Below are 16,300 nucleotides of genomic sequence, written 5' to 3' on the forward strand. Positions count from 1 at the left end.
AGCGGCATGATCACGCCACATTCCCCTTGCGAATAGAGTCTTAAGCCGCGACCTTGCGCCCGCCTGATCAAGACGACGACGCCTCAAGGCGCCAGAGACCCGAGGATCCGCCCCCGTGACGTTGACCCGCCGCCGCCTTCTGGAGACCGCCGCGCTGACCGCGGCCGGCTTCGCCTGCCTGTCGCTTGCGCCGCGTTTCGGCTTCGTGTCGGAGGCTCAGGCACAGGCGCCCAGCGCCGAGGAGCTCGCCGTCGCCGGGCCGCTCGGCGAAAAGGCCGAAGGCAAGGAAGACGCGCCGGTCACGATCATCGAATACGCCTCGACCACCTGCGGCCATTGCGCGAAGTTCGCCGTCGACACCTTCCCGAAGCTCAAGGCGGAATACATCGACGCCGGCAAGGTGCGCTTCATCCTGCGGGAGTTCCCGCTCGATCCGCTCTCGGCCGCAGGCTTCATGATCGCCCGCTGCGCCGGCGAGGACAAATATTTCTCGGTCGTCGAGCTGCTGTTCAAGGAACAGCGCCAGTGGGCCTATGCCGACAAGCCGGTCGAAGGCCTGCAGGCGCTGGTGAAGCAGATCGGTTTCACACAGCAGAGCTTCGAGGAGTGCTTGACGAATCAGGAGCTGCTCGACGGAGTGAACTGGGTCCGCCAGCGCGGGGCGGAGAAGTTCGGGGTGAACTCCACGCCCACGTTCTTCATCAACGGCAAGATCCAGCGCGGGGCGATGAGCTTTGAGGATCTCAAGAAGATTCTTGACCCTCTGGTGGGGAAGGCCTGAGCGCCGTCCTGACCCTGTCTCCGCGCGCGATCTAGCGGGAGCGCCGACGCGCGGCGCCTCGCACGGCGGGGCGGCGTCGTGAACTTCGCCCGGCTCCGCCTCGTCGGCTTCAAGACCTTCGTCGAGCCGACCGACGCGCCGATCGAGCCGGGCCTCACCGGCGTCGTCGGCCCCAATGGCTGCGGCAAGTCCAACCTCGTCGAGGCGCTGCGCTGGGTGATGGGCGAAAGCTCGTTCAAATCCCTGCGCGCCTCAGGCATGGACGACGTGATCTTCGCGGGCTCCGGCGGCCGGCCGGCGCGCAATCACGCCGAAGTCTGCCTTACCCTCGACAACTCCGCGCGCACGGCGCCCGAGCCGTTCAACGCGCTGTCGGAGATCGAGGTCAGCCGCAAGATCTCGCGCGGGCTGGGCTCCACCTACCGGATCAACGGCCGCGAGGCGCGCGCGCGCGACGTGCATCTGCTGTTCGCCGACGCCTCGTCCGGCGCGCGCTCGCCGGCGCTGGTCGGGCAGGGCCGGGTCGGCGAGATCATCAACGCCCGACCCGATCAGCGAAGGCGCATCCTCGAGGAGGCCGCGGGCATCGCCGGCCTGCACCAGCGCCGCCGCGAGGCCGAAAGCCGGCTCGAGGCGGCCGAGCAGAACCTTCTCCGCGTCGAGGACGTGCTGGGCCAGCTCGGCGACCGCGCCGAAGCGCTGAAAAAGCAGGCGCGCGGCGCCGAACGCTACAGGGCGCTGACCGAGGAGGTGCGGACGGCCGAAGCCCTCGCGCTGATCGCCCGCCACGACGAGGCGGCCGCGGGCGTCGCCGAGGCCGAGCGCGCCGAGACCCAAGCGCTCGCCGAGATGGCCGAGGCGACGCGCGTTCAGGGCGAGGCCGCGCGGGCCGAGGGCGTGGCGGCGCATGCGCTCGGTCCGGCGCGCGCCGCGGCCGCGCAGGCCGACGCCGCGCTCCGCCGCATCGCGCAGGAGGCCGGCGAGCTCGAAGGCGAAGAAGCCCGCGCCCGCGCCCGGCTTGCGGAGCTCGACCGGCGCTTGTCCCAGATCGACGGCGATCTCGCCCGCGAGCAGACGCTGGCGGCCGACGCCGACGCGTCGATCGGGTCGCTCGCTGCGGCGATCGCCGCGCTGGGGCCGCCCGAGGCGGAAGACGGCGACGACGGCGCGAAGCGCGATCTCGCCGACCGTCTCGCCGAGGCGGAGGCCGCGCTGACCGACGTCGAAGCGGCCCTCGCCGCGGCGACGCGCGACGCGGCTGCGCGTTCCGCCCGACGGCGCGAACTCGAGCGCAGCCGGGACGACGCGCGTCGCCGCGGCGACGGCCTGGACCGCGAGGCCCGCGAGCTCGCGGCCGAAGGCGCCCGTCTCGCCGCGGAGGCCGGGCGGGAGGGCGACGCGCCGGCGCTTTCGGCTCGCGTCGACGCCGCGCGAGCGAGCGCCGCCGACGCCGAACGCGCGGCGGAGGCGGCGGAGGCCGCGCATGCGCGAGCCCGCGCCGCCGAAGGCGCGGCGCGCGGCCCGGCGGCGCAGGCCAACGCCCGCGCCGAGCGCGCCTCCACGGAAGCGCGGACGCTGTCAAAACTCTTCGCCGGCGACGCCTCGCGCAAGCATCCGCCGATCGTCGACCTGCTGGTCGTCGATCCCGGCTACGAGACCGCGCTCGGGGCCGCGCTCGGCGACGATCTCGACGCCGCGATCGACCCGTCCGCGCCTGCGCGCTGGACCGCGACGGACGCGGCCGGCGATCCGTCTTTGCCGGACGGCGCCGAGCCGCTCGCGGCCCACGTGGTCGCGCCGCCCGAGCTCGGCCGGCGGCTGGCGCAGATCGGGGTGGTCGATCGCAGCGCCGGGGAGGCGCTTCGAGCAGGGCTCGCGCCGGGGCAGCGGCTCGTCAGCCGCGAGGGCGACCTCTGGCGCTGGGACGGGCTGACGCTCGCGGCCGAAGCGCCGACTCCCGCCGCCCGGCGGCTCGCGGAGAAGAACCGGCTCGGCGCGGTCGAGCGCGAGGCCGCGGAGGCCCGCGCCGAGGCCGACCGGCTGCGCGCCGCGGTCGACGAGGCCCGCGCCAAGACGTCGGCCGCAGCCGACGCCGAACGCAGGGCGCGCGACGCTGTGAAAGCCGCCCGCGCCGCCGCCGACCAGGCGCGCGACGCGCACGCCGCGGCCGAGCGGGCCGGCGCCAAGGTCATGGCGCGGCGCTCGGCGGTCGAGGAAGCGGTCGCACGCGTCGAGGCGCAGCGCGCCGAGCTGGCCGCGGCCCTCGCCGAGGCCGAGACGGCGCTCGCGGCCCTCCCCGCCCCCGACGAAGCGGCCGAACTCGGCGCTCTCCAGTCGGCGGTCGCTGATGGGCGGCGGACTGCGGCGGCCCGGCGCGCCGAGGTCGAGGCGCATGAGGCGGAGGGGAAGCGTCGTCGGACGAGGCGCGGCGAACTCGAGACCGATCTCGCCTCCTGGACACGCCGGCGCGACGGCGCCGCCGAGCGGCTCGCCGATCTCGCGGGCAGGCGGGCGGAAGCCGCAGCCGAACGCGCCGCGCTCGAGGATCGGCCGGACGCGATCGCGGAACGACGGACGGCGTTGCGCGGCGTTCTGTCGGGCGCGGAGGCCGCCGCCCGTTCCGCCGCCGACGCGCTCGCCCGCGCCGAAACCGCGCATCGCGACGCCGACCGCGCCGCGCGGACCGCGCTCGATCGGCTCTCCGAGATCCGCGAGGCGACCGCCCGCGCCGGCGCCCGGCTCGAGGCCGCGCGCGAGCGCGTCGCCGCCGCCGACGCGCGGATCATGGAGGCGCGGGGCGCGACCGCCCGGGAACTCGCGGCGTCGCTTGCAGGCGTCCCCCGCCTCAGCGTCGAGGAAGCGGACGCGCGCCATCTTCGGGCGGTCGCCGCCCGCGAACGGCTCGGCCCCGTCAATCTGCGCGCCGAGCAGGATCTCGCGGAGGTCGAGCAGGGCCGCGCCGAGCTCGCGGCGGAGCGCGACGATCTCACCGAGGCGATCGCGCGGCTGCGCGCCGCGGTGCGCTCGCTCAACCAGGAGGGCCGCGGACGCCTGCTCGCCGCCTTCGAACGGGTGGACGCCAACTTCCGCAAGCTGTTCGAGAAGCTGTTCGACGGCGGCGAGGCGCGGCTGGAGCTGGTCGAATCGGATGATCCGCTCGAAGCCGGGCTCGAAGTCATCGCGCGCCCGCCGGGCAAGAAGCCGCAGACGCTGTCGCTGCTCTCCGGCGGCGAACAGGCGCTGACGGCGCTGTCGCTGGTCTTCGCCGTCTTTCTCACCAACCCCGCCCCGGTCTGCGTGCTCGACGAGGTCGACGCCCCGCTCGACGACGCCAATGTCGACCGCTTCTGCGCGCTGCTGCGCGAGATGGCGCGCGCCACCACGACGCGCTTCCTGGTCGTCACGCACAACCCGATCACCATGGCGCAGATGGACCGGCTGCTCGGGGTCACCATGGTCGAGCGCGGCGTCAGCCAGCTCGTCTCGGTGGACCTCGAGACCGCCGAGCGGCTGGCCGAGGCGGTCTAGGCCCCGGGCCGGCGTTCGGGGAACGCGACCGTGATCGCGGCGCCTTGCGCGCCGGTCGGACGCGCAAGTGTCGCAGACCCGCGAAGCACGATTTTTTACGTTTGCTCGCAAGGGTTTACAGCTTTGCGGCGGAACCTTGACACGGTCCGGGCGCAAAACTAGGGTGCGCGCGGTTTCAGGGGCGCGGTCGGCTCCGGTTTCGGCGGGGCTGACGCGGCTATGACGCACGGCGCTGACGACAAACCGGAAAAGCCATCCTCGTCCAGCGACGGCGATCTCGCCGGCCGGCTCAGCCGGCTCGACGAGGCGCTGAAGCGACGGTCGGACTCCACGACGGCCGAAGGCGGCGGTTCGCGGTTCTCGCGGGCGGACGCCTCCGGCCTTGCGCGCGCGGTCAGGCTGAGCTCGGAATTCGTGGGCGGCGTGGTCGCCGGCGGGATCGTGGGCTGGCTGTTCGACCGGGTTCTCGGGACGACCCCGTGGGGCCTGATCGTGTTCCTGCTGCTCGGTTTCGTGGCCGGAACGTTGAATGTGATGAGGTCGGCCGGTCTTGTGAAAGGACCGGGCGGCGACGGCCGGGGGACATGACGTCCCCGGCTTTGTGCAGCGACGCCGCGCCATCGCGCGGCGCCCGAACAGGCGACTGATAGGGACGATGGCCGACAGACCCGATCCGATCCATCAGTTCAACATCGTCCCGCTGATCGGCGACGGAACTTTCGCCTTCACCAATTCCGCAGCCTATATGGCGCTGACCGTCGCGATCAGCGTCGGCTTCCTGCTGCTCGCCACCTCGAGCCGCACGCTGGTGCCGGGCCGGTGGCAGTCGCTCGCGGAGATGTCCTACAGCTTCGTGGCCGACACGATCGGCCAGACCGCCGGCAAGGAAGGCATGCGGTTCTTCCCGCTGGTGTTCTCGCTGTTCATCTTCGTGCTGGTCGCGAACCTGATCGGCCTCGTGCCCTACACCTTCACCGTCACCAGCCACATCATCGTCACCTTCGCGCTGGCGATGCTCGTGATGGGCACCGTGGTCGTCTATGGGTTCATGCGCCACGGCGTGAGCTTTCTGAAGCTGTTCGTGCCGCATGGCGTGCCGGGCTACATCCTGCCGCTCGTGGTGCTGATCGAGGTCATCTCCTTCCTGTCGAGGCCGATCAGCCTCAGCGTTCGTCTGTTCGCGAACATGCTCGCCGGACACATCACGCTGAAGGTGTTCGCGGGCTTCGTGACCATGCTGTCGGGAAGCCTCGGCGCGCTCGGGCTTGCGATCGGCGTGCTTCCGCTGTTCATGACGATCGCGATCACCTCGCTCGAATTCCTGGTCGCGTTCCTGCAGGCCTATGTCTTCACGATCCTGACCTGCATCTACCTCAACGACGCCCTCCACCCCGGCCATTGAGCGCGGCGCGCCTGCCGGCCGGACGGACCCTTTCACCCCTTTCGACGATCTGACGACTCAAGGAGCAAGCCATGGAAGAGATGGGCAAGTACATCGGCGCGGGCCTCGCGACGCTCGGCATGGGCGGCGCCGGCATCGGCGTGGGCTCGATCTTCGCGGCCTACCTCGCCGGCGCGTTGCGCAACCCCTCGGCCGCCGACGGCCAGTTCGCGCGCCTGATCTTCGGCTTCGCGGTCACGGAAGCGCTCGGCATCTTCTCGCTGCTCGTCGCGCTTCTGCTGCTCTTCGCCGTCTGATCCCGACGATCCCGTACCTGCGCGGCCTCGCCCGCGCAGGCGCATGGAGAGCTCAATGACCGAGAGCGTCGGCCGCGCCGGCTCCATAACTCTGGCTCAGGCGGATCACGGCCCCGCGCCGGAGACGCACGCCGGCACGGAAGCGCCGGGCGGCGCGCACGGCGGCGGCCATGCGGCCTTCCCGCCGTTCGACTCCTCGACCTTCCCGGGCCAGCTGCTGTGGCTCGCGATCTTCTTCGGCCTGCTCTACTGGCTGATGTCGAAGGTCGCGCTGCCGCGCGTCCAGAACATCCTGGACGGCCGCGCCGAGAAGATCGCGACCGACCTCGCCGAGGCGAACCGCCTCAAGGGCGAGGCGGACGCGGCGATCGCGGCCTACGAGACGTCGCTCGCCGAGGCCCGCGCCGAGGGCCACCGCATCGCGGCCGAGATGCACGAGCGCGTCAGCAAGGACGCCGAAGCCAAGCGTCATCAGGTGGAGGCCGAGCTCAACGCGAAGCTCGAAGCTTCGGATCGGCAGATCGCCGAATCGAAGGCCGCGGCGCTCTCGAACGTCCGCGGCATCGCGATCGACGCCGGGACCGCGATCGTCGAGCGGCTGACCGGCAAGCCGCCGGCCGGCGCCGCCATCGAGCAGGCGGTCGACGCCTCGCTCGCACGCTGACGGAAGGGACCGAATCATGGGCAGCGCAGAGCTCTGGGTCGCCGTAGCCTTCGTCATCTTCCTCGGCGTGCTCGTCTATTTCGGCGTGCCGGCCGCGATCGCCCGGACCCTCGACGCCCGGTCGGCGAAGATCAAAGCCGAACTCGACGAAGCGCGGTCGCTCCGCGAGGAAGCGGCGCGCGTGCTGGACGACTACCGGCGCAAGCGTGAAGAGGCCGAAGAGGAAGCGAAGGCGATCGTCGCCAACGCCAAGACGGACGCCGAAGGCTTCGCCGCCGACGCCAAGGCGAAGGCCGAGGAGTTCGTGGCCCGCCGCACCAGGGCGGCCGAGCAGAAGATCGCGCTCGCCGAGACCCAGGCGATCGCCGAGGTGCGCGCCGCCGCAGCCGACGCCGCCGTGGCCGCCGCCGAAACGGTGCTGGTCGGCCAGACCAAGAGCGGCCTCGGCGAGCAGCTGTTCGACAAGGGGCTTTCCGAGGTCCGTTCGAAGCTGAACTGAGCCGGACGCCTCTGCGGATTCGAATCGAGGCCGCCGTCCCGGCGGCCTTTTTTCGTCGTAGGCGTCCGCGGACTCGCGTCGTGACGGTGGGCGGTCGGAGCGCGCAAAACGCCTCCTTCCGCGTTGCAGTCTGCACCGCCCCGGACGACGCCGCCCTTCAGCGCCGGCTCATCGCCCCTTGCCCGGTCAGGACGCTCCGCGCGGACGCAGATCGCCCCCTCGCCGTTCCAGACGCGGAACGCGTCAGCGGCCGGCGGTGCGGAGCGGCGGGACGGCCGGCGCGGCGGCGGCCTGAGGACGCGGCGCCGGCTGCGGGGTCGCCGGCGGCTGAGCGGCGGCGGGACGCTGCCCCTGCGCGGGCTGAGCGCGCTGGCGGTTGGCGCGGCGCTTGTCGAACGAGTCGGCCACCTTTTGCCAAGGCGAAGGCGACGCTTCCGGAACCTTCGGCTGCACGACCTGGACGGACTGCACGATCGGCGCCGCCGGCGGCGGGGCCTGACGTCGCGCGACCGCGCGGCGCCCAGCGCGCGAGGCCTTCCGGGACGTCGAGGAGCGCTTGGTCTTGGGGGACGGCGCAGCGACGGGCTCCGCGTCCTTCTCCTCGAATTTGGCGAGTTCGACGGGCCCGCCCTGCTCGAAGCCGACCACGATCGTCCAGCCGGCGTATCCGCCCTCGGCCGGCGGCAGCGACACATTCTCCTCGAGGTGGCGGAACGCGACCTTCTGGATCCCGTCGGGCATGTCGACCTTGAGCGCGATCCGGCGCGTCTCGACGGAGCCCCCTTGGGCGTCCTTCACCGTCAATTGCAGCGGCGCGTCGAACTGGCCCGGCGCTTTTCTCTTAAGATCGCGCTCGCCCTCGCCGATCACGGCGATCTTGACGATCGTCTCGGCGCCGAGATTGGCGCAGTCGCGCGCGAGCCCTTCGACTCGCGCGGCGAAGGCGTCGTCGCTGCGCGGGAACTGCTCGGCCTGGCTGTCGACCACGGCGGTCGGGCAGGAGGGGTCGCGAGCCGCTTTCGGGGCGACGCCGGCCGAAACCAGCGCCACCGCCTGGTCGACCTGGCTGCTGGCGTCGGCCGAGGCGACGCGCTCCGCCGCAAAAGCGCCCGCGGCTCCCACGATCGTGGTCGCGACGCCGGCCGCGACGGCCATGCGCGAAAACTGAATCATGGCGCCTCAGTCCTCAGAATGACGACACTCCCCTCGTTGCTAACTGTTTAGCAACGAATCAGGCGGAAGTGCGGAGAAAAAGACTCAGTCAAGAGTCGAAAACCCCGCCGCGTCCGGCGCGTCGTCGCGGGACCCGCGGCCGTTCAGTCCTCCATCGCCTCCAGTTCGGCGATCATCCGCTCGATCAGCGACAGGCCGGTCTGCCAGAACGCCGGATCCCGCGCGTCGAGCCCGAAGGGCGCGAGGACCTCGGAATGATGCTTGGTCCCGCCGGCCGACAGCAGCGTGAAGTAGCGCTCGGCGAAGCCGTCCGCCGCGTTCTCGTAGACGGCGTAGAGCGAGTTCACGAGGCAGTCGCCGAAGGCGTAGGCGTAGACGTAGAACGGCGAGTGGATGAAGTGCGGGATGTAGGTCCAGAACGTCTCGTAGCCTTCGGCGAGCTTGATCGCCGGCCCGAGGCTCTCGGCCTGGATCTCCATCCAGATCGCGTTGATCTGGTCGGAGGTCAGCTCGCCCTCCCGGCGCGCCAGATGGATCCGCCGCTCGAAGGAGTAAAAGGCGATCTGACGCACCACCGTGTTGATCATGTCCTCGACCTTGGCCGCGAGCATCGCCTTGCGCTCGGCCTGGCTGGTCGTCGCCTTGAGCAGCGCGCGGAAGGTGAGCATCTCGCCGAACACCGAGGCGGTCTCGGCGAGCGTCAGCGGCGTCGGCGCCATGAGCGCGCCGTGGGGCGCCGCCAGAACCTGGTGGACGCCGTGGCCGAGTTCATGGGCGAGCGTCATCACGTCCCGCGGACGGCCGAGATAGTTCAGCAGGACGTAAGGATGCGCGGAAGGAACGGTGGGATGGGCGAAGGCGCCGGGGGCCTTGCCCGGCCGGCTCGGCGCGTCGATCCAGCGATCGTCGAAGAAGCGCTTCGCGATGTCCGCCATGCGCGGCGCGAAGCCGCTATAGGCGCCGAGCACGGTCTCGCGCGCCTCGTCCCATGAGATGACGCGCGACGGCGTGGTGGGGAGCGGCGCGTTGCGGTCCCACGAATTGAGCTGCTCGACGCCGAACCACTTGGCCTTCAGCCTGTAATAGCGGTGCGACAGGCGGGGATAGGCGTCGCGCACCGCCGAGACCAGCGCGTCGACCACCTCGCGCTCGACGCGGTTGGAGAGGTGGCGGGAGTCGGCGACGTCCTCGAACGACCGCCAGCGGTCGGAGATCTCCTTGTCCTTGGCGAGCACGTTGGTGATCAGCGTGAAGGTCCGGACATTGGCGGCGAAGGTCTTGGCGAGGGCCTTCGACGCCTTTTCGCGCACCGCGCAGTCGGAATCCTGGAGCAGGTTCAGCGTCGGCTCGAGGGTGAGCTGCTCGCCGTCGACCTCGAATCGCAGGGCGGCCATCGTCTCGTCGAACAGCCGGTTCCAGGCCCCGCGACTCGTGGTGGATTTTTCGTGGAACAGCTGCTCGACGCGATCCTCGAGCTGATGCGGCCGCTCCTTTCGCACGTCTTCCAGGAAGGGCCGGTAGCGGGCGAGCGCGGGATCGGCCAGCGCCGCCTCGAGCACGGCGTCGTCGAGCCGGTTCAGCTCCAGGGTGAAGAACAGCAGATGCGACCAGATGTTGGTCAGCTTCTCCTGCACGTCGCCGTAGAACTTCGAGCCTTTCGGGTCGGCGGTGTTCCCGGCGTAGACGAGGCTGGCGTAGGAGGCGATGCGTCCCGTCAGATCGTCGAGCGCTTCATACCCCCGGACGGCCTCGACCAGGCGGTTCTCGCCGGCGGCGACGGCGAGCCCGCCTTTCCACGCCGTCTCGAAGGCCCGCGCGTCGGCGTCGGCGCGCGCAAGGTCGGCCGCGAATTCGGGAGCGTCGATCCCGGAATAGAGGTCGGCGAGGTTCCATTCGGGAAGGGTCCCGAGGGCGGGGGCGGTGGTCAAGGCGGCGCTCGTTTCGCTGGGATCGGGACAGGTGGGTCGCCCGCAGATATCGCAAGGCGCCCTTCCCCGATCAATGGCGCACGACGCGGCGGCGCTCAGGCGCGCGACTTAAGGCGACATTTACCCTGGGCGAGGATGCTCGCGCCGGACGCCCGATCGCGCTGACCGAAAGACCCGTATGAGCGCCGTGATCCTCATCGTCGACGACGATCCGGTCCAGCGCCGCCTGCTGGAGGCGCAGGTCCGCCGCTTCGGCTATCAGGCGCGCACCGCGGAGGACGGCGCGGGCGCGATCGAGGCGCTGACCGACCCCGCCGCCGCCTACGACCTCGTCTTTCTCGACCTCGTCATGCCGGAGATCGACGGTCTCGGCGTGCTCGCCCGCATGCGCGAGCACGGGATCGTCACCCCCGTGATCGTCCAGACCGCGAACGGCTCGATCGACGCCGTCGTGACCGCGATGCGGGCCGGCGCCGCCGATTTCGTGGTGAAGCCGGTCGGCCCCGAACGGCTTCAGGTCTCGATCCGCAACGCGCTGAGGACGGACGCCCTGCAGGGCGAGATCCGCCGGATCGGCCGCCGCGCCGCCGGCACGCTGTCCTTCAAGGATCTGCCGACCCGCGCGCCGGCGATGGCCGAGGCGATCCGGCTCGGCGAGCGCGCCGCGGCCTCGACGATCCCGGTCCTGATCGAAGGCGAATCCGGCGTCGGCAAGGAGCTGCTCGCGCGCGCGATCGCCGGCACCGGCGAGCGCCGGGGAAAGCCGTTCGTCACCGTCAATTGCGGGGCGATCCCGCAGAACCTCGTGGAATCGATCCTGTTCGGCCATGAGAGGGGCGCCTTCACCGGCGCGACCGACCGGCACGTCGGCAAGTTCGTCGAGGCCGACGGCGGCACCCTGTTCCTGGACGAGATCGGCGAACTGCCGGCGGAGGCGCAGGTCAAGCTGCTACGCGCGCTGCAGGAGGGCGAGGTCGACCCGGTCGGCGCCAAACGTCCGGTCAAGGTCGACATTCGCATCGTCTCGGCGACCAACCGCGATCTGTTCTCGCGGGTGCGCCAGGGCGCGTTCCGGGAGGATCTCTATTACCGACTCAGCGTGTTTCCGATCCGCGTGCCGCCGCTGCGGGCGCGGCTCGCCGACGTCCGGGACCTCGCCCGCCGCTTCCTCGCCCGCTTCGCGGCGGAAGAGAGCCGACCGATCGTCGACCTCGCGCCGGCCGCCCTCAGTCTGCTCGAACGGTTCGACTGGCCGGGCAATGTCCGCCAGTTGGAGAACGCCGTCTTCCGCGCGGTGGTGCTGGCGGAAGGATCGGAGCTGCGGCCGACGGACTTTCCCGAGATCGCCGGGCTGATCGGCGAGACGGCGGACGCGCTCGACGACGAGCCCCTGCCCTCTCTCGCGCGCGACCTCGCGGAGCCTGAACTGGAGCGCCGCCCGGAAGCGCCGGCGCTGGCGCTGTTCGCGCCGGACGGCCAGCTCAGGCCGCTCGAGGCGCTCGAGGCCGACGCGATCCGCTACGCGATCCGTCACCATGACGGGCAGATGACCGAAGTCGCCCGGCGGCTCGGGATCGGCCGCTCCACGCTCTACCGGCGGCTGAAGGACCTCGGGCTCGACGAGGAATGTGGCGGTCGCGACACGGAGGACGGCCAAGCCGTCGCGTGAACGCGATTGTGCGCCGTCATGCAGTTGAATTGAACGCTGGCCGGATTCATCGTCCGCCCGTCACTGAGAGGTACGCCTATGTCAACGGTCCCGGTCGCGATCCCGCATAGGCGTTCCCGCTTCGGAGGCCCCGGCCGGGTTCTGTTCACGGGGGCCGCAGTCGCGGCGCTGCTCGCGACCGGCGCGCGCGCCCAGGGCGCGGCCGTCGCCTCGCCCGATCCGACGCCGATCGCGATCCCGGCGCCGAGCGCGGCTCCGCCCGAGGTCGACGATTCCGATTTCGCGCCGCGCACGACGGCGACGACGCCCGAAGCCACCGGCGCCGTCCCGTCGCCGGCCGCGACGGGCGAGGCCGTGCCTCCCGCGCCGGCCCCGACCGTGACGGCGCTCGCGCCGGTTCCGGCCGCGCTCACCGCGCTGCTGGCGCAGACGGGCCCTGGCTCCGACCTGCGGCTCTCCTCCGCCGACCGCGGCGCGCTCATCGAATTCTACGCGGCGCGCGACGGCGAGCCGATCTGGATCGAGAACGGGCGCTTTTCTTCGAAGGCCGAAGCCGCGATGGCGCGCATCGCCGCGGCGGACGGCGACGCGCTCAATCCGCGCGACTTCAAGCTGCCGGCGACGCCTTCGAGCGGCGAGGCGGCCGAGATCGCCCGCGCCGAGGCTCAGTTGACGACGGCGGCGCTCGCTTACGCCCGCACGGCGTGGAGCGGCCGGATCCGGCCGTCGGTCGTCAGCCCCTCCATCACCGCAAAGCCCGATCCGTTCGACGCCGCCGCGGCGCTCGCCACGTTCGAGAACGCTCCCGACATCGTCGCCGCGCTCGACGGCTTCAACCCGCAACATCCGCAGTTCCAGGCGCTGCGCAAACTGCTCGCTTCCGCCCGCGCGGACGAGACGGATCAGCCCGAACGTCCGAAGATCGGCTTTGGCAAGCTGCTGAAGCCCGGCGAGGAGGATCCGCGCGTGCCGCTGCTGCGGACCCGGCTCGGCCTCGACGGGCCGGCGAACGACACCTTTTACGACGACGTGCTCGCCGACGCCGTGATCGCCTTCCAGAAGAGCAACAAGATCGGCGCGTCCGGCCTGATCAACCGGCAGACCGTCCGCGCGCTCGACGCCGGCGCCCGGCCCCGCCGCGACACCGACCTCATCGAAATGAACATGGAGCGCTGGCGCTGGATGCCGCGCGACCTCGGCGCCCGACACGTGTTCGTCGACATCCCGGCGTTCCAGCTGCACATCATGCAGGACGGGCAGTCGATCTACGAGACGCGCGTGATCGTGGGAAAGGCGACCAACCAGACTCCCGTGTTTTCGAACGCAATCGACCACATCGTGGTCAACCCGTACTGGAACGTGCCGGTGTCGATCGCGATGAAGGAGATGCGCAACGGATCGCTGCGCGGCTTCGAGGTGGTCGACAGCCGCGGGCGCAAGGTCGAGAACGTCGACTGGTCGCTGGTCGCGGCGCAGAAGCTGCGCATCCGCCAGCCGCCGGGCGAGCGCAACGCGCTCGGCCACATCAAGTTCATGTTTCCGAACAGCCACTCGGTCTATCTGCACGACACGCCGACCCGGACGCTGTTTCAGCGCGACGCGCGCGCGCTCAGCCACGGCTGCGTCCGCGTCGACAAGCCGCTCGAATTCGCCGACGCGCTCGCGGGCGATCAGGGGCTGGGCGGAGCGCGGCTGAAAGGCATGATCGGCGGCAAGGAGCGCAGCCTCGGTCTGACGACCTCGATCCCGGTTCACCTGACCTACTTTACCGCGTGGGTGGACGAGAACGGCGAGCTTCGGACGCGCAAGGATCTCTATTCCCTGGACGCGCGGCTGCATGCCGCGCTGCGGGGCGAGCCGCTGCCGCCGCTCCCCGTCGAGCCGGCGCCCAAGGTCGCCAAGGCCAAGCCGAAGAAGCCCGCCCCGACGGCGCAGGCCTCGGTCGCGCCCGCCGCGGTCCCTGCCCCCGTCCAGCAGTCCTCTTGGCTTTCTCGGCTGTTCGGTGATTCGCGCTGACAATCCGCTCAGCGCGAAAACCGCAAGTCAGCAAGTCTTAATTTCGACTCGTGGGGGACAAACGGGGCTAGCTTTTGCCCCATTCTGCGTCTAACACGACACAGTGACGGGGGATTTGGAGCGTCTTCGCGGATTAAGTCACCGCGTATTAACCACTCCCGCTGAAACTTTGTTGATCAGGCGTTGCACCGCGGCATCAGCCGCGAGGCCTCTCCTCCGGTCTCATAGGGTCAGGACGGATCATTGCTCGATTCCCGCTCGTCTCGTCGCTTCGCCGCGCCTCAGTTTAAGCGCAGCGTCAGCGCCGTGCTCCTTGGCGCCCTTGCGTTGATCGCAGGCTCCGAGGCCACCCAGAACGCGCAGGCAAACGGCGACACGCGCAGCCTGACCCTGTACCACACGCATCGAGGCGACCAGATCACGGTCACCTTCAAGCGGAACGGGCGCTATGACTCGGATGGGCTGAGGCAGCTCAGCTACTTCCTCCGGGACTGGCGCAACAACAAGCAGACGCGGATGGAGCCGCGGCTGTTCGACATCGTGTGGGAGGCGCACCGCGCCGTCGGCCGCGGGCAGATGATCAACATCGTCTCCGCCTACCGCAGCCCCGAAACCAACGCGATGCTGCGCGCCCGTTCCCACGGCGTCGCCAAGTTCAGCCAGCACATGCTCGGCCGGGCGATGGACTTCTACATCACCGGCGTTCCCGTCTCCGCGGTGCGCGAGGCCGGCATGCGGCTGCAGCGCGGCGGCGTCGGCTTCTATCCGACCTCGGGCCGGCCCTTCGTGCATCTCGACGCCGGCTCGATCCGCGCCTGGCCGCGCATGAGCCGCTCGCAGCTCGCGCGCCTGTTCCCCGACGGCAAGACCGTCCATCAGCCCGCCGAAGGCGGCCAGATGCCGGGCTACCAGCTCGCGATGGCCGAGCTGAAGTCGCGCGGCGAAGTCTCCATCGACTCGGCCTATTCCTCGGCCGGCGGCTCCAGCAGCGGCAAGGGCTTCTTCGCCCGCCTGTTCGGCGGCGGCGACGAGGGCGAGGACAACGCGTCCGAAGCCACCGCGGTCGCCTCCGCCGCGCCGGCGCGCGGCGCGGCGTCCTCCTCGTCGGGTGACGGCGAAGGCGCGTCCCCGGCCGCCCCGACCCGCGTCGCGACCCTTCGCGTGCCGGTGCCGGCGCCGCGGCCCGCCGACATGGTCCGTCAGGCGCCCGTCGAGACGGTCGTGGCCTCGGCCGCCGTCCCGATGCCGCCGATCGCCCCCGCGATGGCGCAGGCGAAGACCTCGGCCGAGGCCGAGATCCGCACCGCCTCGATCCCGCTTCCCCCGGTCGCGCCGGCCGTGGTGGCGGCCAAGCCCGTCCCGCTCCCGCCGGCGGCGCCGATCCAGCTCGCCTCGGCCGAGACCGACGTCGCCGTCGCCGAAACCAAGGCCGGCCCCGACCTGGTGTGGCGCGCCGGCGCCCAGCCGCATCGGCAGGGCGAGACGGTCGGTTCGGCCGAGCCGGCTCTGGCGCTGGCGTCGTCGATCCCGACGCCGCGTCCGCGGCCGACCTCCGAGAGCGCGGTCGCCGTTCTCGCCGCGCTGCCGACGCCCGGCCCCGCCGCGAGCGCCAAGCCCCGCGAGATCGATCCTCAGGTCGCGAGCGCCTATCAGGCCGAAGCCGCGACCTTCCCGCGCCTGCCCGACGCCTTCCTGCAGAAGAGGGGCGCCGCCGCCGAATCCGCCGAGATGGCGCTCGCCTACGCGCCGGAGGCGGTCGATCTGCCGCGCGGGTCCACCGCCGCCACGCCGCGCGCCGCGATCGCGCCGCAGACCCGCGTGACCGCGACCGCCCCGGTCGACCCGAACCTCCGGGTGCTCTCGCCCTATTCGACCCCCGCCGCCGTCTATGCCGCCGCGACCGCGCCCCAGCGCCGCCGCGCGACGCTCGCCGCCGGTCCGCTCGTCACGCAGCCGCTTGACGAGGCGGGCTACGATCTCGCGATCCGCGCCATTCGCGCGGAGCGCGAGGGCGAGATGATCCATCCGGATCAGATCCAGCTCGCGAGCCTTCTGACCGCGCCTACGGCCGCTCTGGTCGGCGGCTTCGGCTCCGATCCCACGCTGGGCGCCCGCAGCGATCGCTTCGCGGGCCGCGCCGTGATGCTGCTGCAGACCCGCTCTTTCCTGCCGGGCGGCTCCTCCTTCGCGAGTGCGACCGGCCGCAAGCACGGCTGACCGCACGTCGTCTCACCCGGCGAAAACCGAAACGCAAAAGCCCCGGACCTCAGGTCCGGGGCTTTTTGTTTGCAGCGCTGATTCCGTCCTGCTCACGGCCGCGTTCGCTGGTGCGGCCCTGAGCTCG

General features: G+C 71.3%; 12 protein-coding genes. 10 read left to right on the forward strand and 2 right to left on the reverse strand.

Annotated elements, in window-relative coordinates; genetic code table 11:
• Positions 1 to 115: 115 nt before the first annotated feature.
• The 7 genes from ACO2RJ_RS10225 (at position 116) to ACO2RJ_RS10255 (ending at position 7,170) form a co-directional block, all read left to right on the forward strand.
• A complete protein-coding gene (locus ACO2RJ_RS10225; protein ID WP_423267897.1) occupies positions 116 to 781 on the forward strand; it encodes a DsbA family protein in 666 nt (221 codons plus the stop codon).
• A 78-nt stretch (positions 782 to 859) separates the two neighbouring features.
• Entirely contained in the window at positions 860 to 4,309 is a 3,450-nt protein-coding gene (gene smc / locus ACO2RJ_RS10230) for a chromosome segregation protein SMC (RefSeq protein ID WP_423267898.1), read from the forward strand.
• Positions 4,310 to 4,528: 219 nt separating this feature from the next.
• Positions 4,529 to 4,897 (forward strand): AtpZ/AtpI family protein, encoded by a 369-nt coding sequence (locus ACO2RJ_RS10235; protein ID WP_423267899.1) that lies wholly within the window; start codon positions 4,529 to 4,531, stop codon positions 4,895 to 4,897.
• A gap of 67 nt (positions 4,898 to 4,964) precedes the next feature.
• The gene (locus tag ACO2RJ_RS10240; RefSeq protein WP_423267900.1) at positions 4,965 to 5,711 is read left to right on the forward strand and encodes a F0F1 ATP synthase subunit A; all 747 of its coding nucleotides are present in this window, start codon (positions 4,965 to 4,967) and stop codon (positions 5,709 to 5,711) included.
• Positions 5,712 to 5,782: 71 nt separating this feature from the next.
• Positions 5,783 to 6,007 carry a F0F1 ATP synthase subunit C gene (locus ACO2RJ_RS10245; RefSeq protein WP_423267901.1) on the forward strand — a complete coding sequence of 75 codons (225 nt, stop codon included), beginning with the start codon at positions 5,783 to 5,785 and terminating at the stop codon, positions 6,005 to 6,007.
• A gap of 55 nt (positions 6,008 to 6,062) precedes the next feature.
• On the forward strand, positions 6,063 to 6,671 hold the full coding sequence (locus ACO2RJ_RS10250; RefSeq protein WP_423267902.1) for a F0F1 ATP synthase subunit B: 609 nt from the start codon (positions 6,063 to 6,065) through the stop codon (positions 6,669 to 6,671).
• Positions 6,672 to 6,687: 16 nt separating this feature from the next.
• On the forward strand, positions 6,688 to 7,170 hold the full coding sequence (locus ACO2RJ_RS10255; protein ID WP_423267903.1) for an ATP F0F1 synthase subunit B: 483 nt from the start codon (positions 6,688 to 6,690) through the stop codon (positions 7,168 to 7,170).
• A 243-nt stretch (positions 7,171 to 7,413) separates the two neighbouring features.
• Here the strand turns inward: ACO2RJ_RS10255 and ACO2RJ_RS10260 are convergent, their stop codons facing one another.
• Positions 7,414 to 8,343, reverse strand: coding sequence for a hypothetical protein (locus tag ACO2RJ_RS10260; RefSeq protein WP_423267904.1), 930 nt, complete (start codon positions 8,341 to 8,343; stop codon positions 7,414 to 7,416).
• Between the two features lie 143 nt (positions 8,344 to 8,486).
• Complete coding sequence (locus tag ACO2RJ_RS10265) at positions 8,487 to 10,271, reverse strand: M3 family oligoendopeptidase (protein WP_423267905.1); 1,785 nt, start codon at positions 10,269 to 10,271, stop codon at positions 8,487 to 8,489.
• Between the two features lie 178 nt (positions 10,272 to 10,449).
• On the opposite strand from ACO2RJ_RS10265, the gene ACO2RJ_RS10270 reads away from it, so the two are divergent.
• The 3 genes from ACO2RJ_RS10270 to ACO2RJ_RS10280 all read left to right on the forward strand — a co-directional run bounded on the left by ACO2RJ_RS10270 (position 10,450) and on the right by ACO2RJ_RS10280 (position 16,173).
• Positions 10,450 to 11,940: a sigma-54-dependent transcriptional regulator gene (locus ACO2RJ_RS10270; RefSeq protein ID WP_423267906.1), complete on the forward strand. Its 1,491-nt coding sequence runs from the start codon at positions 10,450 to 10,452 to the stop codon at positions 11,938 to 11,940.
• 78 nt (positions 11,941 to 12,018) lie between these two features.
• The gene (locus ACO2RJ_RS10275) at positions 12,019 to 13,956 is read left to right on the forward strand and encodes a L,D-transpeptidase family protein (RefSeq protein ID WP_423267907.1); all 1,938 of its coding nucleotides are present in this window, start codon (positions 12,019 to 12,021) and stop codon (positions 13,954 to 13,956) included.
• A gap of 243 nt (positions 13,957 to 14,199) precedes the next feature.
• Positions 14,200 to 16,173 carry a DUF882 domain-containing protein gene (locus ACO2RJ_RS10280; RefSeq protein WP_423267908.1) on the forward strand — a complete coding sequence of 658 codons (1,974 nt, stop codon included), beginning with the start codon at positions 14,200 to 14,202 and terminating at the stop codon, positions 16,171 to 16,173.
• Positions 16,174 to 16,300 lie beyond the last annotated feature (127 nt).

The sequence above is a fragment of the Hansschlegelia sp. KR7-227 genome (genome assembly GCF_049446035.1).
In the GTDB taxonomy this organism is placed as follows: Bacteria; Pseudomonadota; Alphaproteobacteria; order Rhizobiales; family Methylopilaceae; genus Methylopila.